18 protein-coding genes are annotated in these 18,952 nt (G+C 52.7%); 13 read left to right on the top strand and 5 right to left on the bottom strand.

Annotated features, from left to right (window positions below):
• Window positions 1–4 precede the first annotated feature (4 nt).
• Entirely contained in the window at window positions 5–1,549 is a 1,545-nt protein-coding gene (gene ilvA / locus FDX19_RS14035) for a threonine ammonia-lyase, biosynthetic (protein ID WP_137383190.1), read from the top strand.
• A gap of 31 nt (window positions 1,550–1,580) precedes the next feature.
• On the opposite strand, the gene ilvY is transcribed toward ilvA, so the two are convergent.
• A complete protein-coding gene (ilvY, locus tag FDX19_RS14030) occupies window positions 1,581–2,540 on the bottom strand; it encodes an HTH-type transcriptional activator IlvY (RefSeq protein ID WP_170974383.1) in 960 nt (319 codons plus the stop codon).
• A gap of 84 nt (window positions 2,541–2,624) precedes the next feature.
• On the opposite strand from ilvY, the gene ilvC reads away from it, so the two are divergent.
• From ilvC to FDX19_RS14015, 3 genes are all read left to right on the top strand, one after another.
• A complete protein-coding gene (gene ilvC, locus FDX19_RS14025) occupies window positions 2,625–4,100 on the top strand; it encodes a ketol-acid reductoisomerase (RefSeq protein ID WP_137383188.1) in 1,476 nt (491 codons plus the stop codon).
• Between the two features lie 191 nt (window positions 4,101–4,291).
• Window positions 4,292–4,735, top strand: a complete 444-nt coding sequence (locus tag FDX19_RS14020; protein WP_137383187.1) for an Rrf2 family transcriptional regulator — start codon at window positions 4,292–4,294, stop codon at window positions 4,733–4,735.
• Window positions 4,728–5,093, top strand: coding sequence for a DUF1360 domain-containing protein (locus FDX19_RS14015; RefSeq protein ID WP_137383186.1), 366 nt, complete (start codon window positions 4,728–4,730; stop codon window positions 5,091–5,093). Before FDX19_RS14020 ends, FDX19_RS14015 begins: the two co-directional genes overlap by 8 nt.
• 76 nt (window positions 5,094–5,169) lie before the next feature.
• On the opposite strand, the gene ppiC (FDX19_RS14010) is transcribed toward FDX19_RS14015, so the two are convergent.
• Window positions 5,170–5,451 carry a peptidylprolyl isomerase PpiC gene (gene ppiC, locus FDX19_RS14010; protein WP_003017999.1) on the bottom strand — a complete coding sequence of 94 codons (282 nt, stop codon included), beginning with the start codon at window positions 5,449–5,451 and terminating at the stop codon, window positions 5,170–5,172.
• A gap of 51 nt (window positions 5,452–5,502) precedes the next feature.
• Window positions 5,503–5,784, bottom strand: a complete 282-nt coding sequence (gene ppiC / locus FDX19_RS14005; RefSeq protein ID WP_035896545.1) for a peptidylprolyl isomerase PpiC — start codon at window positions 5,782–5,784, stop codon at window positions 5,503–5,505.
• 115 nt (window positions 5,785–5,899) lie between these two features.
• On the opposite strand from ppiC (FDX19_RS14005), the gene rep reads away from it, so the two are divergent.
• The gene (gene rep, locus FDX19_RS14000) at window positions 5,900–7,921 is read left to right on the top strand and encodes a DNA helicase Rep (protein WP_137383185.1); all 2,022 of its coding nucleotides are present in this window, start codon (window positions 5,900–5,902) and stop codon (window positions 7,919–7,921) included.
• A gap of 48 nt (window positions 7,922–7,969) precedes the next feature.
• On the opposite strand, the gene gppA is transcribed toward rep, so the two are convergent.
• Together gppA and rhlB are read right to left on the bottom strand one after the other, a co-directional pair.
• Window positions 7,970–9,451, bottom strand: a complete 1,482-nt coding sequence (gppA, locus tag FDX19_RS13995) for a guanosine-5'-triphosphate,3'-diphosphate diphosphatase (protein ID WP_137383184.1) — start codon at window positions 9,449–9,451, stop codon at window positions 7,970–7,972.
• 136 nt (window positions 9,452–9,587) lie between these two features.
• Window positions 9,588–10,856, bottom strand: a complete 1,269-nt coding sequence (rhlB, locus tag FDX19_RS13990) for an ATP-dependent RNA helicase RhlB (protein WP_137383183.1) — start codon at window positions 10,854–10,856, stop codon at window positions 9,588–9,590.
• 239 nt (window positions 10,857–11,095) lie between these two features.
• Between rhlB and trxA the strand changes: the two genes are divergently transcribed.
• The 8 genes from trxA to rffG all read left to right on the top strand — a co-directional run bounded on the left by trxA (window position 11,096) and on the right by rffG (window position 18,937).
• Entirely contained in the window at window positions 11,096–11,425 is a 330-nt protein-coding gene (gene trxA, locus FDX19_RS13985; protein ID WP_001280776.1) for a thioredoxin TrxA, read from the top strand.
• A gap of 176 nt (window positions 11,426–11,601) precedes the next feature.
• Window positions 11,602–11,685, top strand: a complete 84-nt coding sequence (locus FDX19_RS13980; protein WP_101743114.1) for a rho operon leader peptide — start codon at window positions 11,602–11,604, stop codon at window positions 11,683–11,685.
• Between the two features lie 78 nt (window positions 11,686–11,763).
• Window positions 11,764–13,023, top strand: coding sequence for a transcription termination factor Rho (gene rho, locus FDX19_RS13975; RefSeq protein WP_002437993.1), 1,260 nt, complete (start codon window positions 11,764–11,766; stop codon window positions 13,021–13,023).
• Window positions 13,024–13,262: 239 nt separating this feature from the next.
• A complete protein-coding gene (gene wecA, locus FDX19_RS13965) occupies window positions 13,263–14,366 on the top strand; it encodes a UDP-N-acetylglucosamine--undecaprenyl-phosphate N-acetylglucosaminephosphotransferase (protein ID WP_005133353.1) in 1,104 nt (367 codons plus the stop codon).
• Between the two features lie 12 nt (window positions 14,367–14,378).
• A complete protein-coding gene (gene wzzE / locus FDX19_RS13960) occupies window positions 14,379–15,425 on the top strand; it encodes an ECA polysaccharide chain length modulation protein (protein ID WP_137383182.1) in 1,047 nt (348 codons plus the stop codon).
• A 55-nt stretch (window positions 15,426–15,480) separates the two neighbouring features.
• On the top strand, window positions 15,481–16,611 hold the full coding sequence (gene wecB / locus FDX19_RS13955) for a non-hydrolyzing UDP-N-acetylglucosamine 2-epimerase (RefSeq protein ID WP_048214061.1): 1,131 nt from the start codon (window positions 15,481–15,483) through the stop codon (window positions 16,609–16,611).
• Entirely contained in the window at window positions 16,608–17,870 is a 1,263-nt protein-coding gene (wecC, locus tag FDX19_RS13950; RefSeq protein ID WP_137383181.1) for a UDP-N-acetyl-D-mannosamine dehydrogenase, read from the top strand. The genes wecB and wecC overlap by 4 nt, the downstream gene beginning before the upstream one ends.
• Window positions 17,870–18,937 (top strand): dTDP-glucose 4,6-dehydratase, encoded by a 1,068-nt coding sequence (gene rffG / locus FDX19_RS13945; RefSeq protein ID WP_137383180.1) that lies wholly within the window; start codon window positions 17,870–17,872, stop codon window positions 18,935–18,937. The genes wecC and rffG overlap by 1 nt, the downstream gene beginning before the upstream one ends.
• Window positions 18,938–18,952: the final 15 nt, after the last annotated feature.

The raw sequence follows: 18,952 nt of genomic DNA, 5'->3' as shown, positions 1-18,952 counted from the left end.
GACCATGGCGGATTCTCAACCCCTGTCCGGCACGCCGGAAGGTGCTGAATATCTCAGAGCGGTACTGCGTGCGCCGGTGTACGAAGCGGCGCAGGTCACACCGCTACAAAAAATGGACAAGCTCTCTTCGCGCCTCGATAACGTCATTCTGGTGAAACGCGAAGACCGACAGCCCGTGCACAGTTTCAAGCTGCGCGGAGCCTATGCCATGATGGCGGGACTGACTGAAGCGCAGAAAGCGCATGGCGTAATCACTGCATCAGCAGGAAACCATGCCCAGGGCGTGGCGTTCTCCTCTGCGCGTTTAGGTGTGAAAGCGCTGATTGTCATGCCGACGGCTACCGCTGATATCAAAGTCGATGCCGTGCGCGGTTTCGGTGGCGAAGTATTGCTGCACGGGGCGAACTTTGATGAAGCCAAAGCCAAAGCAATTGAGCTGTCGCAACAGCAGGGCTTTACCTGGGTCCCGCCGTTCGATCACCCTATGGTGATTGCCGGGCAAGGTACGCTGGCGCTGGAGTTACTGCAGCAGGATGCCCATCTTGATCGCGTTTTTGTACCGGTCGGCGGCGGTGGTCTGGCCGCCGGTGTCGCAGTGCTGATCAAACAGCTGATGCCACAAATCAAAGTGATTGCCGTGGAAGCTGAAGATTCTGCCTGCCTGAAAGCGGCGCTGGATGCGGGTCATCCGGTGGATCTCCCGCGTGTCGGTCTTTTTGCTGAAGGCGTGGCGGTGAAACGCATTGGTGATGAAACCTTCCGTCTGTGCCAGGAGTATCTCGATGACATTATCACCGTCGATAGTGATGCTATCTGCGCGGCAATGAAAGACCTGTTCGAGGATGTACGTGCGGTGGCGGAGCCTTCCGGGGCGCTGGCGCTGGCGGGAATGAAAAAATACATCGCCCAGCACAATATTCGCGGCGAGCGTCTGGCGCATGTGCTTTCCGGCGCTAACGTTAATTTCCACGGCCTGCGCTACGTTTCTGAACGCTGCGAGTTGGGGGAGCAACGTGAAGCCTTACTGGCAGTGACCATCCCGGAAGAGAAGGGCAGTTTCCTGAAGTTCTGCCAACTGCTGGGTGGGCGCTCGGTTACCGAGTTTAACTACCGTTTTGCTGATGCGAAAGACGCCTGTATTTTTGTCGGGGTACGTCTGAGTCGCGGTCTGGAAGAGCGTAAGGAAATCCTCCAGTTGCTCAACGAGGGTGGCTACAGCGTGGTGGACCTTTCCGACGATGAAATGGCAAAACTGCACGTGCGCTATATGGTCGGTGGACGTCCATCAAAACCCTTGCAGGAGCGGCTGTTCAGCTTCGAATTCCCGGAATCGCCGGGGGCGCTGCTGAAGTTCCTGCATACGCTGGGTACGCACTGGAATATTTCATTGTTCCACTATCGCAGTCATGGAACTGACTACGGCCGTGTTCTGGCGGCGTTTGAACTGGGTGAACATGAACCTGATTTCGAAACGCGACTAAATGAACTGGGCTACGACTGCCATGATGAGAGTCATAACCCTGCGTTCAGGTTCTTTCTGGCAGGGTAGGCCGGATAAGGCGCTTGTGCCGCTACCGGCATTAGTGCCCAGGTAGCAAGCTCCAGAAAGCATCAATCAGCGGCTCATGCAGCCGCTTTTTTTGTGCGCATACGCCCAGCTCAAACGGCGTTTTCTCATCGCTACGTTCTAAAATCATCACGCGGTTGCGCACCGGTTCAGGGCTATTTTCCAGCACCACTTCCGGCAGCAGCGCCACACCACAGCCCAGTGCCACCATTGAGACCATCGCTTCATGACCGCCCACCGTGGCGTAAATTGAAGGATTGCTGATTTTATGACGGCGGAACCACAGCTCAATACGGCGGCGAACCGGCCCCTGGTCAGCCATGATAAAGGGTACCGTGGACCAGTCAGGTTCCTCTACGGAAATCTGATTGCGTACCGGGCAAGGCAGTGCCGGGGCAATCAGCACCACCGCCAGATTCTCCAGCATCGAGAAGGCAACCGCCCCGGGCAGCGTTTCCGGCTTTCCGGCAATCGCCAGGTCAGCCTCGCCAGTGACCACTTTATCCATCGCATCGGCGGCATCACCGGTAGTGAGTTTGATTTCCACCGACGGGTGTTCGGCGCGGAAGCGGTCAAGAATCGGCGGCAGGTGGCTATAGGCGGCGGTGACCGAGCAGAAGATATGCAGCTCACCGGACAACGACGGACCTTGCTGATCAATGGTATGGCGTAATTGCTGATACTGCAGCAGCGTCTGTTGGGCAAATACACGCAGCTCTTTGCCCGCCTCGGTGAGCGTGACTGTGCGGTTATCACGGACAAATAACGCCTGGCCAAGATCCTCTTCCAGGCGTTGAATCTGCCGGGAAAGCGTAGAAGGACTGACGTGCATCGCCCGCGCGCTGCGGCCAAAATGGCGGCTTTCCGCCAGATGCAGGAAGGTTTTCAGATCGCGTAAATCCACAGACGAGTCTCCGGTTTTCGACGTTGCATAAATTGCAATGTGACGTTGTGAATATATCAATTTCCGCAATAAATTTCCTGTTGTAATGTGGGTTCATTCTCGCTGAAACGCGAACCGAACAATAAGACACACAACATCACGGAGTACACCATCATGGCTAACTACTTTAATACACTGAATCTGCGTCAGCAGCTGGCTCAGCTGGGCAAATGTCGCTTCATGGGCCGCGAAGAATTCGCCGACGGCGCAAGCTACCTTCAGGGTAAAAAAGTGGTCATTGTCGGCTGTGGCGCTCAGGGTCTGAACCAGGGCCTGAACATGCGTGACTCCGGTCTGGATATCTCCTACGCCCTGCGTAAAGAAGCGATTGCTGAGAAACGTGCTTCCTGGCGTAAAGCGACTGAAAACGGCTTCAAAGTGGGTACCTACGAAGAGCTGATCCCGCAGGCGGATCTGGTGGTTAACCTGACGCCTGACAAACAGCACTCCGACGTTGTGCGTTCCGTACAGCCGCTGATGAAAGACGGCGCGGCGCTGGGTTACTCCCACGGCTTCAACATCGTCGAAGTCGGCGAGCAGATCCGTAAAGACATCACCGTAGTGATGGTGGCGCCGAAGTGTCCGGGTACCGAAGTGCGTGAAGAGTACAAACGTGGTTTCGGCGTACCAACGCTGATCGCCGTTCATCCGGAAAACGATCCAAAAGGCGAAGGCATGGCTATCGCTAAAGCGTGGGCAGCAGCAACCGGCGGCCACCGTGCTGGCGTACTGGAATCCTCCTTCGTGGCAGAAGTGAAATCTGATCTGATGGGCGAGCAGACTATCCTGTGCGGTATGCTGCAGGCGGGCTCTCTGCTGTGCTTCGACAAGCTGGTGGAAGAAGGTACCGACCCGGCTTATGCAGAAAAACTGATTCAGTTCGGCTGGGAAACCATCACCGAAGCGCTGAAGCAGGGCGGCATCACCCTGATGATGGACAGACTGTCCAACCCGGCAAAACTGCGTGCTTATGCGCTGTCAGAACAGCTGAAAGCGATCATGGCGCCGCTGTTCCAGAAACACATGGATGACATCATCTCCGGTGAATTCTCTTCCGGCATGATGGCTGACTGGGCTAACGACGATAAGAAACTGCTGACCTGGCGTGAAGAGACCGGTAAAACCGCGTTCGAAACCGCACCGCAGTTTGAAGGTAAAATCGGCGAGCAGGAATACTTCGATAAAGGTGTTCTGATGATTGCGATGGTGAAAGCGGGCGTTGAGCTGGCGTTCGAAACCATGGTGGATTCCGGCATCATCGAAGAGTCTGCTTACTACGAATCACTGCACGAACTGCCGCTGATTGCGAACACCATCGCCCGTAAGCGCCTGTACGAAATGAACGTGGTTATCTCCGATACCGCAGAATACGGTAACTACCTGTTCTCTTACGCTTGCGTACCGCTGCTGAAAGAGTTCATGACTACCCTGCAGACCGGCGATCTGGGCAAAGCAATTGCCGAAGGCGCGGTAGACAACGCCCAGCTGCGCGACGTGAACGAAGCTATTCGCGGCCACGCTATCGAGCAGGTTGGTAAGAAACTGCGCGGCTATATGACCGATATGAAGCGTATCGCAGTCGCAGGCTAATAAAACCTCGTTATCATCCGGCTCGGTCAGCGCCTCGCGACCGGGCCGTTTTTTTATCTGCGTTTGACGGGATCGCTCGCTCCACTCTCTTATCATCTAAATTCATTTTTTATCATGTAGATAGCTTTTATTTGTACAGATGATCATTTCTGGGATTGCTCATATCCATCTTATGTAATATTGTAAGTTACATGAAAACAAATAACTCATTCTCAGCAACGCTGCACATCCTGCTTCACCTGGAGCAGATGGACAAACCTCTGACATCCGAACAGATGGCTGCCTTTATCGACGGCAATCCGGCATTCATCCGCAAGCTGCTTGCCGGGCTCAGGGAAAACAACATTGTCTGTGCCACTAAGGGGCACCACGGCGGCTGGCGGCTGTGTCGGCCGGTTAGCGACATCACGCTTTACGATATCTACATGGCGCTCGGCGAACCGGCGCTGTTTGCGTTGGGCAACCGCAGCGAAAACCCGCAGTGCCTGGTAGAACAGGGGGTAAACCGGGTGATGTCAGAGACGCTCGCCGATGCGCAGACGCTGATCCTCGATCGTTTTAAATGCCTGACGCTACAGGATATCGGCAGCGAATTTATTAGCTACTTCAACGACAAAGGCCACGACCATGATTGAAAATTTAACCACCTGCCTGATGATTGCGATGGCGGCGAGCAGTATTTCGATGACGGTGACGCAGACGGAGCTGTTTGCCGCGTTTCGCGAATGGACGACGGAAAAGAACGCGCTGATGGGGCACTTATTCCACTGCTTCTATTGCTTAAGCCACTGGGTGGTATTTGGCGGGATGGCGGTATATCGCCCGGCGCTGTTGAACAGCGGGTTTGCGCTGATTGACTGGGTGATGACGGCGTTTATCGTGATTACTATCACCACGCTGATTAACGGCCTGATGTTTAAGGTGTTCCAGGCGGCGGTTAGCACCCACGTGATGAAGCATAACGCCCAGCAGACGCTGCAATCGCAGAAATAAAAATCCGGCGTTGCCTCGTCCGGGCTACGAACGATCGGTAGCCCGGACGAGGCAACGCCGACGCCGGGGATACACCTTAGTTACGGTACAACACCTTAATGATGTGGTAACCGAACTGAGTATGCAGCGGGCCGGTTGGCTCCAGCACTGGGCAGGAGAAGACCACTTTATCAAACGCTGGAACCATCTGGCCCTGGCGGAATTCACCTAAGTCACCGCCGCGTTTGCCCGATGGGCAGATGGAGTGCTTCTTCGCCAGCTTGCCGAAATCGGCGCCGTTTTTAATCTGTTCCAGAAGATCCAGTGCCAGTTTCTCTTCTTTCACCAGGATATGCACTGCTGCTGCTGTTTTTGCCATGATCGAGCCTTTCTATAAGCGAGTCTGTAAGGCTGGCGATTTTAGCATGGCTTATCGCCGATACAGCACTTTGATGATGTGATAGCCAAATTTGGTTTTGACCGGCCCGAAAGGCTTAAGTAGCGGGCAGCTAAAAACGGCGGCGTCGAATGGCCCCACCATCATCCCCTGCTTAAATTCGCCAAGATCGCCACCGTTGCGCCCGGAAGGGCAACGGGAATAGCGTTTTGCCAGATGATCGAAGCTGATTCCTCGCTCCAGTTTGCTGAGGATCTCCAGCGCCAGTTTTTCTTCTTTTACCAGGATGTGCAGGGCTGCCGCGCTCTTTGCCATAAGGTCACTCTTATCGTTATTTGCTACCCAACACTTTACCATTCGGCGGGTAAATCTCAGCCTGACTTTCTGCTACAATCCACACCCCCGTGTTTACAGATTGAGCAATGCCCCTATGCGTTTAAACCCCGGACAACAACAAGCCGTCGAATTCGTCACTGGCCCTTGCCTGGTGCTGGCGGGAGCGGGTTCCGGTAAGACGCGCGTTATTACCAATAAAATTGCGCACCTGATCCGCGTTTGTGGCTATCAGGCGCGGCATATCGCGGCGGTGACTTTTACCAATAAGGCCGCACGTGAAATGAAAGAGCGTGTGGCGCAGACGCTGGGACGTAAAGAGGCGCGTGGGCTGATGATTTCCACCTTCCACACCCTGGGGCTGGATATCATCAAGCGTGAATTTGCGGCGTTGGGGATGAAGTCGAACTTCTCGCTGTTTGACGATACCGATCAGGTCGCTCTGCTTAAGGAGCTGACCGAAGGGTTAATTGAGGACGATAAACTGATCCTCCAACAGCTGATCTCGACGATCTCCAACTGGAAAAACGATCTGATGACCCCGGCGCAGGCAGCAGCCAGCGCTAAAGGCGAACGCGATCGTATTTTCGCGCACTGCTATGGTCTGTACGACGCGCATATGAAGGCGTGTAACGTTCTCGACTTTGACGATCTGATCTTACTCCCGACGCTTCTGCTTCAACGTAATGAAGAGGTACGTGAGCGCTGGCAAAACAAGATTCGCTACCTGCTGGTGGATGAATATCAGGATACCAACACCAGCCAGTACGAGTTGGTGAAGTTATTGGTGGGCAGCCGTGCACGCTTCACCGTCGTGGGTGATGACGATCAGTCGATTTACTCGTGGCGTGGTGCGCGTCCGCAAAACCTGGTACTGCTAAGCAAAGATTTTCCGGCGCTGCAGGTGGTTAAGCTGGAGCAGAACTACCGTTCTTCCGGACGTATCCTGAAGGCCGCGAACATTCTCATTGCCAATAACCCGCACGTATTTGAAAAGCGGTTGTTTTCTGAGCTGGGCTACGGACCTGAGTTGAAAGTACTGAGTGCCAACAACGAAGAGCATGAAGCGGAACGCGTGACTGGGGAGTTGATTGCTCATCACTTCGTGAATAAGACGCAGTATAAGGACTATGCGATCCTGTATCGCGGCAACCACCAGTCACGGGTGTTCGAAAAATTCCTGATGCAGAACCGTATCCCGTACAAAATTTCCGGGGGGACATCGTTTTTCTCGCGTCCGGAAATCAAAGATCTGCTCGCCTACCTGCGTGTGCTGAGCAACCCGGATGATGACAGCGCGTTTCTGCGTATTGTTAATACACCGAAGCGTGAGATCGGCCCGGCGACCCTGCAAAAGTTGGGAGAGTGGGCCATGACGCGTAATAAAAGCCTGTTTACCGCCAGTTTTGATATGGGGCTTAGCCAGACGCTGACCGGGCGCGGTTATGATTCTCTAACCCGCTTTACGCACTGGCTGGGGGAAATCCAGCGCCTCGCGGAGCGTGAACCGATTGCCGCCGTGCGTGACCTGATCCATGGCATTGATTACGAATCCTGGCTGTATGAGACTTCGCCGAGTCCGAAAGCGGCGGAAATGCGTATGAAGAACGTCAACACGCTGTTCAGTTGGATGACGGAGATGCTGGAAGGCAGCGATCTGGAAGAGCCGATGACCCTGACTCAGGTTGTTACCCGTTTTACCCTGCGCGACATGATGGAGCGTGGTGAAAGCGAAGAAGAGTTGGATCAGGTGCAGCTGATGACGCTACATGCTTCAAAAGGGCTGGAGTTCCCCTATGTGTTTATGGTGGGAATGGAAGAGGGCTTTTTACCCCATCAGAGCAGCATTGATGAAGACAACATTGATGAAGAGCGTCGTCTGGCCTACGTCGGCATTACCCGCGCACAGAAAGAGCTTATCTTCACGTTGTGCAAGGAGCGCCGTCAATACGGGGAGCTGGTGCGCCCGGAGCCGAGCCGTTTCCTGCTGGAACTGCCACAGGATGATGTAATCTGGGAACAGGAGCGTAAAGTGGTGAGCGCTGAGGAGCGGATGCAAAAGGGGCAAGCCAGTATCGCGAGTATTCGGGCCATGATGGCGAAAGCAAAAGCGAAGTAGGTTTTTGTAGGCCGGATAAGCGTAGCGCCATCCGGCAATACTTGAAGTTTAGTGCACTTCTAAAGGCCAGTGAACATAGCTTTGCCACTGGCTTTCTTGATCGATGAGTTCTTTACCCAGTGGGTGATGCGCCAGCCATCCGGCAGGCAGCGTTACCGTAAGGTGTTCATCTCTTGCATCCAAATGAACTTCCGGCACTAAATCATCGCGACGGCGAGCGGCGAAGATGATCGCCAGGCGTAGCAAACGGCAAAGGTGCTCAGCGATACGCGGGGGTACGGCATTTTGCTGGTGGAGCGAAGAGAGATCGACTGGGTTGGTCTGGTTTAATAACAGCGTGGCTAGCAGTTTTTTTTGCGCGGGGGTAAATCCCGGGAGATCGAGATTGCGTACCAGCCAGGCAGCATGCAGTGGTGCTTGCTTATATTCCACGCTCAGCCCTATCTCATGCAATTGACAGGCACTTTGCAGCAGTTCGCGACTAATGGCTTCAAGATGCCACTCATCTTTCACCTGATCGAAGAAATGGGCAGCCAACTGTGCGACGCGGTTCGCCTGATCGGTGTCAACCATAAAACGGCGCTGAATATTACGCAGCGTACGGCTGCGAATATCCTGATCCACTGGCAGGTGCAGCATACCGTAGACCAGACCTTCGCGTAATGCACCGCCGGCGAGGGTCATGCACTGAATGTTCAGTTCGGTGAAAATGGCGATCAGAATGGCCAGTCCGCTGGGGAACACCAGTGCGCGTTCCAGCGTTAGGCCCTCTATTTCCAGCTCTTCCAGACGTCCACAATGAATGGCGCGCTGTTTTAACTGCTGGAGTTTTGCCAGCGTAATACGCTCATCCATTCCCTGCGCCATCATGATTTCCTGTAGCGCCTGTACGGTACCTGAGGCACCAACACAAACTTTCCAGCCATGAAAGCGCAGTTTATCTGCTACCGGGCGTAGAACCTCACGCGCCGCCTTCTCTGCTTCGTCAAAATTTTCCTGCGCCAGATTACGATCGGTGAAGTACCGTTCGAGCCAGGTAACGCAGCCCATTGACAGACTAAACAAGGAGGTGGTTTGTGCGCCGGAACCGGTGACCAGTTCCGTACTGGCGCCGCCAATATCAACGACCAGGCGCTGATCGGCTCCGCCGGTCGTATGGGCGACACCCTGATAAATCAGTCGGGCTTCTTCTTCGCCGCTAATTACCTGGACAGGACAGCCGAGGATCTCTTGCGCTTTAGCGATAAACGCGTTGGCGTTTACGGCAATACGCAGTGTCGCGGTGGCGACGACGCGGATTTGCGGTTGCGGGATATCCTGCAGACGTTCCGCAAACAGGCGCAGGCATTGCCAGCCGCGTTCCATGGCTTCAGCGGAGAGAACGTTGTCGTTGTTCAGGCCGGCAGCCAGACGCACCTTGCGTTTGATACGTGTGAGCGTCTGGATGCTTCCCGCCACCTCGCGTACGACCAGCATATGAAAACTATTAGAGCCGAGATCGATTGCCGCATACAGCGAAGTAGAATTCATACACTTCATCCTTCAACCTGTATCTGTGTTGGCTGCGTTCTCTCACCCGAATCACTGACGAAAGTAAGCTCATCGGGATTCGTTTTCTTGCCGCCTTGATACAGGCTAAATGATTTTGTGTATGGCATAACTTTTCTTAACCTGAACGACGACGATTACGCGGAGCACCGCCGGTACGACGCGGGCCATTGCCTGGGCGTGGGCGCGTCAGGCGCAGCGGCTTCGGCAGGTCAGTCATTAGTGCGTCCGGGTTGTACTTGCTGACCGGAATCGAGTGGCCAATGTAGGTCTCGATTGCAGGTAAATTCAGCGCGTACTCTTCACAAGCCAGGCTAATAGAATGACCACTTGCGCCAGCACGACCCGTACGACCAATACGGTGGACGTAATCTTCACAGTCATCCGGCAGGTCATAGTTAAACACGTGCGTTACGGCTGGGATGTGCAGGCCACGCGCCGCGACATCGGTTGCGACGAGAATATCGAGATCGCCACGGGTGAACTCATCTAGGATACGCAGGCGTTTTTTCTGTGCCACGTCACCGGTAAGAAGACCTACGCGATGTCCGTCAGCAGCAAGACTGCCCCAGATCTCTTCACAGCGATGTTTGGTGTTAGCAAAAACAATGGCGCGATCTGGCCACTCTTCTTCAATCAGCGTTTGCAGCAAACGCATTTTCTCTTCGTTTGAAGGATAGAAGAGTTCTTCTTTAATACGGTGGCCCGTCTTCTGTTCCGGTTCGACTTCAACGTACTCGGCGTTGTTCATCTGTTCAAACGCCAGTTCACGAACGCGGTAAGAGAGCGTTGCGGAAAACAGCATGTTCAGGCGTTGAGTGGTTGGCGGCATACGGCGGAACAGCCAACGAATGTCTTTTATAAAGCCAAGATCGTACATACGATCGGCTTCGTCCAGTACCACGACCTGAATCGCGCCCAGGTTGATATGGTTCTGTTTTGCGTAGTCAATGAGACGACCAGTCGTGCCGATAAGAATATCGACGCCGCTTTCCAGCACTTTCAGCTGTTTGTCATAGCCATCACCGCCATAAGCCAGGCCTAATTTCAGACCGGTGGTCTGTGCCAGCGGCTCAGCGTCGGCGTGGATCTGCACGGCTAGCTCACGCGTTGGCGCCATAATTAACGCACGCGGTTGGTTCACCTTGCGATCGGCAATCGCGGGATGAGAGAGAAGATAATGAAACGTTGACGTAAGGAACGCCATCGTTTTTCCGGTACCGGTTTGCGCCTGCCCTGCAACATCACGGCCTGCCAGCGTAAGCGGCAGCGCGAGGGCCTGAATGGGCGTGCAGTTATGAAACCCTTTATTTTCAAGGGCTTCTATCACCTTTGGGTGCAGGGCGAAGTCGGAAAACTTCTGTTCTGTTAAATGTGTTTTGCTCATAGTGTGGTAGAATATCAGCTTACTATTGCTTTACGAAAGCGTATCCGGTGAAATAAAGTCAACCTTTAGTTGGTTAATACTGTACACAATTCATTCATGATGCGTCGAGATGGCAAGTGAATGGGTCCAAAGAAGCGTATTGAGTACGTGACCAGGACGCAGCGCACAGCCAACAAAAAGGCGGCTTGAAGGATGATGTGTAAACACCAACACACCAGGCTTATTCCTGTGGAGTTATTATGAGCGATAAAATTATTCACCTGACTGACGACAGTTTTGACACGGATGTACTCAAAGCGGACGGAGCTATCCTCGTTGATTTCTGGGCAGAGTGGTGCGGTCCGTGCAAAATGATCGCTCCGATTCTGGATGAAATCGCTGACGAATATCAGGGCAAATTGACGGTTGCTAAACTGAACATTGACCAAAACCCAGGCACCGCGCCGAAGTATGGTATTCGTGGCATCCCGACCCTTCTGCTGTTTAAAAACGGTGAAGTTGCGGCGACTAAAGTTGGTGCACTGTCCAAAGGTCAGTTGAAAGAGTTCCTCGACGCTAACTTAGCGTAAGGAAGTATCATGATCGGGCGGCCATACTTCGAAATGATTCGGATGACTGGACGCCCGACTTGAGTCGTGCTAAGTTAGTGTTGACTTCGTATTAAACATACCTTATTAAGTTTGAATCTAGCTTTATCCAATACTTCCCGTTGTTTCTCGTGCGTGAAGTAGACAGATTCAGGGCCTTGTCACTCAATCCGTCTTGTCGTTTCAGTTCTGCGTACTTTCCTGTGACCAGACAGCGAACAGACATGAGTCGATGGCCGTAAACAGGCATGGATGACCCTGCCATACCATTCACAACATTAAGTTCGAGATTTACCCCAAGTTTAAGAACTCACACCATTATGAATCTTACCGAATTAAAGAATACGCCGGTTTCTGAGCTGATCACTCTCGGCGAAAATATGGGCCTTGAAAACCTGGCTCGTATGCGCAAGCAGGACATTATTTTTGCCATCCTGAAGCAGCACGCAAAGAGTGGCGAAGATATCTTTGGTGACGGTGTGCTGGAGATATTGCAGGATGGATTTGGTTTCCTCCGCTCTGCAGACAGCTCCTACCTCGCCGGTCCTGATGACATCTACGTTTCTCCAAGCCAAATCCGCCGTTTCAACCTCCGCACTGGTGATACCATTTCTGGTAAGATTCGCCCGCCGAAAGAAGGTGAACGCTATTTTGCGCTGTTGAAAGTTAACGAAGTTAACTACGACAAACCGGAAAACGCCCGTAACAAAATCCTCTTCGAAAACTTAACGCCGCTGCACGCAAACTCCCGTCTGCGTATGGAGCGTGGTAATGGTTCTACCGAGGACTTAACGGCGCGCGTACTGGATCTGGCATCGCCGATCGGTCGTGGTCAACGTGGTCTGATTGTGGCACCGCCGAAAGCGGGTAAAACCATGCTGCTGCAGAACATTGCGCAGAGCATTGCCTACAACCACCCGGACTGTGTGCTGATGGTTCTGCTGATTGACGAACGTCCGGAAGAAGTGACCGAGATGCAGCGTCTGGTTAAAGGTGAAGTTGTAGCTTCTACCTTTGACGAACCCGCATCTCGCCACGTTCAGGTTGCGGAAATGGTAATCGAGAAGGCGAAACGTCTGGTTGAACATAAGAAAGACGTTATCATCCTGCTCGACTCCATCACGCGTTTGGCGCGTGCTTACAACACCGTGGTTCCGGCTTCCGGTAAAGTCCTGACCGGTGGTGTGGACGCTAACGCCCTGCACCGTCCGAAGCGTTTCTTCGGTGCGGCACGTAACGTGGAAGAGGGCGGCAGCCTGACCATCATCGCGACTGCGCTTATCGATACCGGCTCTAAAATGGATGAAGTTATCTACGAAGAGTTTAAAGGTACCGGCAACATGGAACTGCACCTCTCTCGTAAGATCGCTGAAAAACGCGTCTTCCCGGCTATCGACTACAATCGTTCCGGTACCCGTAAAGAAGAGCTGCTTACCACCCAGGAAGAGCTGCAGAAAATGTGGATCCTGCGCAAAATCATCCATCCGATGGGTGAAATTGATGCAATGGAGTTCCTCATTAACAAGCTGGCGATGACCAAGACCAATGATGACTTCTTCGATATGATGAAGCGCTCATAATTCAGGCATCATCCGAAAACGCCACGTTTTTACGTGGCGTTTTGCTTTTATGCCTGTAATCTTAACGACACAATAACAATAATACGGTATGACATACCGCCAGGTTGAAAAAGATTCGTAATTTGTATCTTGTGGTTGATAATTATACAGAACCATCGGATATGGAGACGGGTTTCCCTTCTGAATAAAGGTCTTCGTGGTTATACTTCTGCTATTAATTTTCTCTGAGAGCATGCATTGTGAATTTACTGACAGTAAGCACTGATCTCATCAGTATTTTTTTATTCACAACACTGTTTCTTTTTTTTGCGCGTAAGGTCGCAAAAAAGATTGGTTTAGTGGATAAACCCAACTTTCGCAAACGGCATCAAGGATTGATCCCGCTGGTTGGGGGGATTTCGGCTTACGCAGGTATTTGCTTTACGTTTGTGATTGCTGATTATTACATCCCGCATGCTTCTCTCTATCTGGCCTGTGCTGGCGTGCTGGTTTTGGTTGGCGCGCTGGACGATCGTTTTGATATCAGTGTAAAAATTCGCGCAACTATCCAGGCCGCGATCGGCATTATCATGATGTCGGTTGGCAAACTCTATCTGCTTAGCCTTGGGTATATTTTTGGCCCCTGGGAGATGATTCTTGGTCCGTTTGGCTATTTACTGACGCTGTTTGCCGTCTGGGCGGCAATTAATGCTTTCAATATGGTGGACGGCATTGACGGCCTGTTAGGTGGGTTGTCCAGCGTTTCATTCGCGGCGATGGGGTTTATCCTGTGGTTCGATGGGCAGACGAGTCTGGCCGTATGGTGTTTTGCGATGATCGCCGCCATTCTGCCTTATATTCTGCTGAATCTGGGCGTTCTTGGGCGCCGTTATAAAGTCTTCATGGGTGATGCCGGCAGTACGCTGATTGGTTTTACCATCATCTGGATCCTGCTGGAAACCACGCAGGGCAAAACACATCCTATAAGTCCAGTTACCGCACTGTGGATTATCGCCATCCCGTTAATGGATATGGTGGCAATCATGTACCGCCGTTTGCGTAAGGGCATGAGCCCGTTCTCAGCCGATCGCCAGCACATTCATCATTTGGTGATGCGGGCAGGGTTTACTTCCCGCCAGGCATTTGTTCTGATTACGCTGGCGGCGGCCGTGCTGGCATCCATCGGTGTGCTGGCTGAATATTTCCGTTTGGTTCCGGAATGGGCCATGCTGGTGCTGTTTTTAATGGCATTTGGCCTCTACGGATACTGTATCAAGCGTGCCTGGAAAGTGGCGAGATTTATCAAGCGAGTGAAGCGCAGACTGCGAAGAATTCGTGAAGGCAAACCAAACTTAACCAAGTGAATTGAGGATGCGATGACACAACCATTACCGGGGGAAGACGCCGTGAGCGCTGAAAATGAACTGGATATCCGTGGGTTGTTTCGTACCTTATGGGCAGGGAAGGTGTGGATTGTCGGTATGGCGCTCGCATTTGCACTTGTTGCTCTCGCCTATACTTTTTTCGCCCGCCAGGAGTGGAGCGCAACGGCTATTTCAGACAAGCCTACGGTGAATATGCTGGGGGGCTATTACTCTCAACAACAGTTCCTGCGCAACCTGGATATTAAGGCCAGCCTCGCGTCAACGGACCAGCCGTCGGTGATGGATGAAGCCTATAAAGAATTTATCATGCAGCTTGCTTCCTGGGATACGCGTCGTGAATTCTGGCAGCAGACTGATTATTACAAGCAGCGCATGGTCGGAAACAGTAAAGCCGATGCCGCGCTGCTGGATGAACTGATCAATAACATTCAGTTTATGCCTGGTGATGCGTTGCGGAACACCAATGATAGCGTGAAGCTTATTGCGGAAACGGCACCTGATGCCAACAATCTGCTGCGCCAGTATGTGGCCTTTGCCAGCCAACGCGCAGCACGTCATCTGAATGATGAGCTGAAAGGCGCATGGGCCGCGCGGACGGTGCAAATGAAAGCGCAGGTCAAACGGCAGGAAGAGGTAGCAAAATCGATTTTCTCTCGCCGTGTTCATAACATTGAACAAGCGCTCAAAATTGCTGAGCAGCATAATATTTCGCGTACTTCTACTGATGTCCCTGCTGAAGAGTTGCCTGATTCTGAGTTGTTTTTACTCGGACGCCCTATGCTGCAGGCGCGACTCGAAAACCTGCAATCTGTTGGCCCAGATTTTGATATGGACTATTTTCAAAACAGGGCCATGCTGAACACGCTGAACGTAGGACCGACCCTGGATCCGCGTTTTCAGACCTATCGTTATTTGCGGACGCCGGAAGAACCGGTAAAACGTGATAGCCCACGTCGTGCCTTCCTGATGATTATGTGGGGCATCGTTGGGGCCCTGATCGGTGCTGGTGTTGCCTTAACCCGTCGCCGTTCGATTTAGCAATACCGTTGCAGTGAGGGGCTGGGCTCTCACTGCCAATCCGAAGAGAATCGATGTGAAAGTACTGACTGTATTTGGTACGCGACCGGAGGCCATTAAGATGGCTCCTCTGGTTCATGCGCTGGCTAAAGATCCTGATTTCGACGCGAAAGTTTGCGTCACTGCACAGCATCGGGAGATGCTCGATCAGGTATTGCACCTCTTTTCCATCGTACCTGACTACGATCTCAATATTATGCAGCCAGGTCAGGGACTGACAGAAATTACCTGTCGAATTCTGGAAGGATTAAAGCCAATCCTCGCTGAGTTCAAACCTGATGTGGTGTTAGTCCACGGTGACACAACAACAACCCTTGCTACCAGTCTGGCCGCGTTTTATCAACGTATTCCGGTGGGACATGTTGAGGCCGGGTTGCGAACGGGCGATCTCTATTCTCCCTGGCCGGAAGAGGCAAACCGTACACTGACCGGACGCCTGGCCATGTATCACTTTTCCCCCACTGAAAATTCACGGCAAAACCTGTTGCGTGAAACCATTCCGGATGACCGTATTTTTGTCACGGGGAACACGGTCATTGATGCGTTGATCTGGGTTCGCGATCGTGTACTCGGAAATGAAGCGCTGCGCGCTGAACTGGCTGAGCGCTATCCTTTCCTGGATGCGGATAAGAAGATGATCCTGGTGACCGGTCATCGTCGGGAAAGCTTTGGTCGCGGTTTTGAGCAAATCTGCCATGCACTGGCGGAAATTGCCGCGGCTAATCAGAATGTACAGATTGTCTATCCGGTACACCTGAACCCCAACGTTAGCGAGCCAGTAAATCGTATTCTGGGCCACGTTGAGAACGTGATACTCATTGAACCGCAGGACTATCTGCCATTCGTCTGGCTGATGAATCATGCCTGGCTTATCCTTACCGATTCTGGCGGGATTCAGGAGGAAGCGCCTTCTCTGGGTAAACCTGTGTTGGTGATGCGCGAAACAACGGAACGGCCAGAAGCTATTACCGCAGGTACAGTACGTCTGGTTGGGACTGACCCTCAGCGTATTGTGGCAGAAGTCACGCGCTTGCTGCATGACGAAAATGAATATCAGACCATGAGCCGCGCCCATAATCCGTATGGTGATGGGCAGGCATGTGGCCGCATTTTACACGCGTTAAAAAATAATCGGATATCGCTATGAGTTTTACGACCATTTCTGTCATTGGGCTGGGTTATATCGGACTGCCAACGGCGGCCGCTTTTGCTTCCCGTCAAAAACATGTTATTGGCGTAGATGTAAATCAACATGCGGTGGATACCATTAACCGCGGTGAAATCCACATCGTTGAACCTGATTTGGGCGCTGTGGTGAAAACAGCAGTCGAAAATGGCTTTCTGCGTGCGGTTACGACACCTGTTGAAGCAGACGCTTATCTGATTGCTGTGCCGACCCCCTTCAAGGGGGAGCATGAACCCGATATGGTCTATGTTGAAGCCGCAGCGAAGTCGCTTGCGCCGGTGCTGAAAAAAGGGGCGTTGGTGATCCTTGAATCGACGTCACCCGTCGGGGCAACGGAACAGATGGCAGCATGGCTTGCAGAAATGCGCCCTGATCTGACTTTCCCGCAGCAGGCGGGGGAACAGGCTGATGTGAACATTGCTTATTGTCCGGAGCGCGTGCTGCCAGGCCAGGTGATGGTTGAACTGATTAAAAATGATCGTGTGATTGGCGGAATGACCCCCGTCTGCTCTACGCGTGCCAGCGAACTGTACAACATCTTCCTCGAAGGTGAATGCGTGGTGACTAACGCCCGCACCGCAGAAATGTGCAAGTTGACCGAAAACAGCTTCCGCGATGTCAACATTGCCTTTGCTAATGAACTGTCGCTGATTTGCGCCGATCAGGGGATTAACGTCTGGGAACTGATCCGTCTGGCGAACCGTCACCCGCGGGTTAATATTTTGCAGCCTGGACCTGGCGTCGGCGGACACTGTATCGCGGTCGACCCGTGGTTTATTGTGGCACAGAACCCGCAGCAGGCGAGATTGATCCGCACCGCACGTGAGGTAAATGACAGTAAGCCTCATTGGGTTGTCGATCGGGTAAAAGCCGCTGTAGCGGATTGTCTGACGGAGACCAATAAACGTGCCAGCGACGTAAAAATTGCCTGTTTTGGTCTGGCGTTCAAACCAAACATTGACGATTTACGTGAAAGCCCGGCAATGGGGGTGGCACAAAGTATCGCACGCTGGCACAGCGGCGAGACGTGGGTGGTTGAACCGAATATCCATCAGTTGCCGAAAAAACTGGATGGCCTGTGCCAACTGGCGAAACTGGATGCTGCGTTGGCAAGTGCCGATGTGCTGGTGATGTTGGTTGACCATAATGAATTTAAAGCGATTAAAGGCGATGCGGTGCACCAGCAATACGTGGTTGATACCAAAGGAGTCTGGCGCTAATGAAACGAATTCTGGTTACCGGTGGTGCAGGATTTATTGGCTCAGCGGTTGTGCGTCACATCATTAATGAGACTCGGGATGCCGTGGTTGTGGTTGATAAGCTAACCTATGCCGGAAACCTGATGTCGCTGGCGCCGGTTGCACAGAATGCCCGTTTTGCCTTTGAACGCGTGGATATCTGCGATCGCCTGGCGCTCGACAACGTGTTTCAACAGTATCAGCCGGATTGCGTGATGCACCTGGCGGCAGAAAGTCATGTCGATCGTTCTATCGATGGCCCCGCCGCATTTATTGAAACCAATATTGTCGGGACCTACACGTTGCTGGAAGCCGCTCGCGCATACTGGAACGTGTTAACCGATGATAAAAAGCAGGCATTTCGTTTCCACCATATATCAACCGACGAGGTGTATGGCGACCTGCATTCTACGGATGATTTCTTTACCGAAACGACGCCGTATGCACCGAGTAGTCCTTATTCCGCGTCAAAGGCCAGTAGCGATCATCTGGTGCGTGCCTGGTTGCGCACCTACGGGCTGCCAACGTTAATAACTAACTGCTCCAACAATTATGGCCCCTACCATTTCCCGGAAAAATTGATCCCGCTGATGATACTCAATGCACTGGCGGGAAAACCTCTGCCGGTGTACGGCAACGGACAGCAGATTCGTGACTGGCTGTATGTGGAAGATCATGCCCGGGCGCTCTATTGCGTCGCGACAACTGGCGCGGTTGGCGAGACCTATAATATTGGTGGTCATAACGAGCGTAAAAACCTGGACGTGGTCGAAACGATTTGCAGCTTGTTGGAAGAACTGGCGCCGCAAAAACCACAAGGTGTTATGCGGTATCGTGAATTGATCACCTATGTTGAAGATCGCCCAGGCCATGATCTGCGCTATGCCATTGATGCGTCGAAAATTGCGCGTGAACTTGGCTGGGTGCCGCAGGAAACGTTTGAAAGTGGCATGCGTAAAACCGTGCAATGGTATCTGGCAAATGAGGCCTGGTGGAAACCCGTGCAGGATGGCAGCTACCAGGGTGAACGTTTGGGCCTGAAGGGCTAACAGCCTGGTTTTGGC

It is taken from the genome of Citrobacter sp. wls619, from assembly GCF_005281345.1.
In the GTDB taxonomy this organism is placed as follows: Bacteria; Pseudomonadota; Gammaproteobacteria; order Enterobacterales; family Enterobacteriaceae; genus Citrobacter.
This window is presented reverse-complemented; position numbering and strand designations above follow the sequence as displayed.

Excerpts from the sequence above, each read along its gene's own strand:
- ilvA (WP_137383190.1), top strand. The coding sequence starts at position 5 with ATGGCGGATTCTCAACCCCTGTCCGGCACGCCGGAAGGTGCTGAATAT.
- ilvC (WP_137383188.1), top strand. The coding sequence starts at position 2,625 with ATGGCTAACTACTTTAATACACTGAATCTGCGTCAGCAGCTGGCTCAG.
- FDX19_RS14020 (WP_137383187.1), top strand. The coding sequence starts at position 4,292 with ATGAAAACAAATAACTCATTCTCAGCAACGCTGCACATCCTGCTTCAC.
- FDX19_RS14015 (WP_137383186.1), top strand. The coding sequence starts at position 4,728 with ATGATTGAAAATTTAACCACCTGCCTGATGATTGCGATGGCGGCGAGC.
- ppiC (WP_003017999.1), bottom strand. The coding sequence starts at position 5,451 with ATGGCAAAAACAGCAGCAGCAGTGCATATCCTGGTGAAAGAAGAGAAA.
- ppiC (WP_035896545.1), bottom strand. The coding sequence starts at position 5,784 with ATGGCAAAGAGCGCGGCAGCCCTGCACATCCTGGTAAAAGAAGAAAAA.
- rep (WP_137383185.1), top strand. The coding sequence starts at position 5,900 with ATGCGTTTAAACCCCGGACAACAACAAGCCGTCGAATTCGTCACTGGC.
- gppA (WP_137383184.1), bottom strand. The coding sequence starts at position 9,451 with ATGAATTCTACTTCGCTGTATGCGGCAATCGATCTCGGCTCTAATAGT.
- rhlB (WP_137383183.1), bottom strand. The coding sequence starts at position 10,856 with ATGAGCAAAACACATTTAACAGAACAGAAGTTTTCCGACTTCGCCCTG.
- trxA (WP_001280776.1), top strand. The coding sequence starts at position 11,096 with ATGAGCGATAAAATTATTCACCTGACTGACGACAGTTTTGACACGGAT.
- rho (WP_002437993.1), top strand. The coding sequence starts at position 11,764 with ATGAATCTTACCGAATTAAAGAATACGCCGGTTTCTGAGCTGATCACT.
- wzzE (WP_137383182.1), top strand. The coding sequence starts at position 14,379 with ATGACACAACCATTACCGGGGGAAGACGCCGTGAGCGCTGAAAATGAA.
- wecC (WP_137383181.1), top strand. The coding sequence starts at position 16,608 with ATGAGTTTTACGACCATTTCTGTCATTGGGCTGGGTTATATCGGACTG.
- rffG (WP_137383180.1), top strand. The coding sequence starts at position 17,870 with ATGAAACGAATTCTGGTTACCGGTGGTGCAGGATTTATTGGCTCAGCG.